Annotated in this window: 4 protein-coding genes; 2 read left to right on the plus strand and 2 right to left on the minus strand. The window is 68.0% G+C overall.

Going from position 1 to position 2,145, the window contains the following annotated elements:
- Positions 1 to 142: 142 nt before the first annotated feature.
- Together AWQ68_RS40270 and AWQ68_RS40275 are read right to left on the minus strand one after the other, a co-directional pair.
- Positions 143 to 730: an HAAS signaling domain-containing protein gene (locus tag AWQ68_RS40270; RefSeq protein WP_066952023.1), complete on the minus strand. Its 588-nt coding sequence runs from the start codon at positions 728 to 730 to the stop codon at positions 143 to 145.
- Positions 731 to 757: 27 nt separating this feature from the next.
- Positions 758 to 1,138 carry a PadR family transcriptional regulator gene (locus AWQ68_RS40275; RefSeq protein WP_066952027.1) on the minus strand — a complete coding sequence of 127 codons (381 nt, stop codon included), beginning with the start codon at positions 1,136 to 1,138 and terminating at the stop codon, positions 758 to 760.
- Positions 1,139 to 1,296: 158 nt separating this feature from the next.
- Between AWQ68_RS40275 and AWQ68_RS41865 the strand changes: the two genes are divergently transcribed.
- Together AWQ68_RS41865 and AWQ68_RS40280 are read left to right on the plus strand one after the other, a co-directional pair.
- Entirely contained in the window at positions 1,297 to 1,398 is a 102-nt protein-coding gene (locus AWQ68_RS41865; RefSeq protein ID WP_306306872.1) for a hypothetical protein, read from the plus strand.
- Between the two features lie 138 nt (positions 1,399 to 1,536).
- A complete protein-coding gene (locus AWQ68_RS40280) occupies positions 1,537 to 2,013 on the plus strand; it encodes a hypothetical protein (RefSeq protein ID WP_157546559.1) in 477 nt (158 codons plus the stop codon).
- The last annotated feature ends 132 nt before the right edge of the window (positions 2,014 to 2,145 follow it).

The following is a 2,145-nucleotide window of genomic DNA, read 5'->3' on the forward strand; positions in this document are numbered from 1 at the left end:
ACGCCCTTTGTGGACCGGCGGATGCGAATCTACGAGCCCGGTTGTGACCAGGGGGCGGGCCTGTCCGCCGACGCCCCGTCCGCCCCATCGACAGAGACTCCCCGGTGACCGTTCCCCTCGGACCAGCTCCTTTGAGCTGAAGTCAAGCGGAGCGCTGTCCGGCACGGACCAGGTACACACAGGTCACCGCAGTGACGGCCAAGGGGAGGATGACCACTGCGAGGACCGTCTGGATGGTCCACTCACCCACCGCGACACCACCGGCGGCGATCTGGAGACCGAGCAAGAAGCCGAGCAGCGCGAGCAGGACCGGCATCAGGAGGGCGGCCGCCGTGCCGATCACCTTGTCGCGGGTCTGCCACTGCGGGGCCGCCCACAGTGCCACGGCGGCCACGATCGCCAGGACGACACCCGCCACGGGTGCGGTGACCGTGGCCAGCCCCGCGAGCGCCAGCAGCACCAAGGGCACGACGGTGTGCCGACGGCGGACGGATACCGCGGCAGAGCTCTCTCCCAGCGCGCTGGCCGCGATCGAGCGGGGGTCGCCCAGGCGCGCGAGCACGTCGCGGATCGCCTGGTCATCGGGGTTGGCCTCCTTGGCCAGGGCGACGACGATGTGTTCGTCCAGGTCGGCGATCAGCTCATTGCGGCGCTCTTCGTCGAGTCCGGCCGTCTCGCGTGCTACGGCGGCCAGGTAATTCTTCACCAGCGGATGCTGTGCGGTCTTCATGGTGGCTTCCCTCTCTCTGTCGGCGGATCAGCGGGCCGGGTGATGACTCGGCTGTGACGGGGCGATGAAGTGGTCGACGCCGTCGCGGAAGCGCGGCCACACGGCGGCGAATTCGGCGAGGGCGGCCTGCCCTGTAGCCGTCAACTCGTAGTAACGGCGCGGTGGTCCACTGGGGGACTCCTGCCAACGCGTGTCCACGAGACTCTCGCGGCGCAGCCGAGACAGCAGCGGGTAGATGGTGCCCTGGCTGGTGGCCATCACATCCACCGCGCCGAGCTTCTCCAGCAGCTCCACCCCGTAGCGCGGGCCGTCCCGCAACAGCGCGAGCACGCAGTACTCGAGCACCCCTTTGCGCAGCTGGCTCTCCGCCTTGCCCCCAGCAAGGTTGCCTGCATTGTCAGGTTCCATGCAAAGCATGGTAGCTGGCATTAGCTGTTACCTCCACCCCTTACGGATGGATCACTAGTTGTGGATCAGTTGAGGTGGCTCAGGCCGTGCTCTGCTCGGGGCGCTCGATGAGCTGTCCGCGGAAGCTCCGCGTCGGGTTCGCGAAGGCAGGCCGGTTGATGGAGCTGTTGGAGGAGCGGCGCCTGGTCGGGCCGAGCGACGGGTCCAAGGCGCGTGAGGTGCTCGTGGCGGCCCGGCGATCTGGGCGATCTGCTCGCTGAGTGGACCGGCTGCAGCATCCGGGTTGAAGTGGGAAGCCCGGCAATTCTCTACCTCTGCCGGACCGCGGCTGGCCTTCTTTCGGGTCGCGGCGGACAATCCACACGAGAGGGTCTCCCTAGGTTGTGTGGAGGTCGAGCGTGGCCGCGATCAGACGTGGCGTCTCGGCTCTGGGCACACTCGTCATGCTCACGGCGGGATGCTCGGCGAGCGGTCCAGCCCAAGAGGCCCGGCCGTCGTCCAGCGCGTGCGCTTCCACCGTCACACGGGACGCGATGCCCACCTGGGCGAGGACGGGATTCAGCGGTGACGGCTCGGGCGTCCCCCACGTGTTCAGCGAACACGGCGACATCATCGCCGTGCTGTTCAACTATCCGCCGGTGGCCTCCTCCGATCCCGACGTCACGAACAAGATCCTCTGGGTGTCGCGGCTGCCGCAGCAACCGATGCGGCCGCTGACCATCGGAGCCGTACTGCACGGGACGACGACGTCGGTGGTCCGCGAGATCGCCAGCGGCGCCGGGCCCTCGTCGGTCAACCTGCCCAAGGCGGGATGCTGGTACCTGACGTTGAACTGGTCCGGGCACAGCGATGCCATCACGCTCAGGTTCATCTGACCGGGTCTCCGCCCTTCAACACGTGGGCCGGTAGTCCACGGAGGGCAGGTACGTGGCCCACTCCGTCGGAGGGTTGGCCGGGTTCGCCATTTTGCCGTTCCCTACTGCCAGCTGACTGACCCGCGCCTTGGG

This window comes from Microtetraspora fusca (genome assembly GCF_001570365.1).
In the GTDB taxonomy this organism is placed as follows: Bacteria; Actinomycetota; Actinomycetes; order Streptosporangiales; family Streptosporangiaceae; genus Microtetraspora; species Microtetraspora fusca.

Excerpts from the sequence above, each read along its gene's own strand:
- AWQ68_RS40270 (WP_066952023.1), bottom strand. The coding sequence starts at position 730 with ATGAAGACCGCACAGCATCCGCTGGTGAAGAATTACCTGGCCGCCGTA.
- AWQ68_RS40275 (WP_066952027.1), bottom strand. The coding sequence starts at position 1,138 with ATGGAACCTGACAATGCAGGCAACCTTGCTGGGGGCAAGGCGGAGAGC.
- AWQ68_RS41865 (WP_306306872.1), top strand. The coding sequence starts at position 1,297 with ATGGAGCTGTTGGAGGAGCGGCGCCTGGTCGGGCCGAGCGACGGGTCC.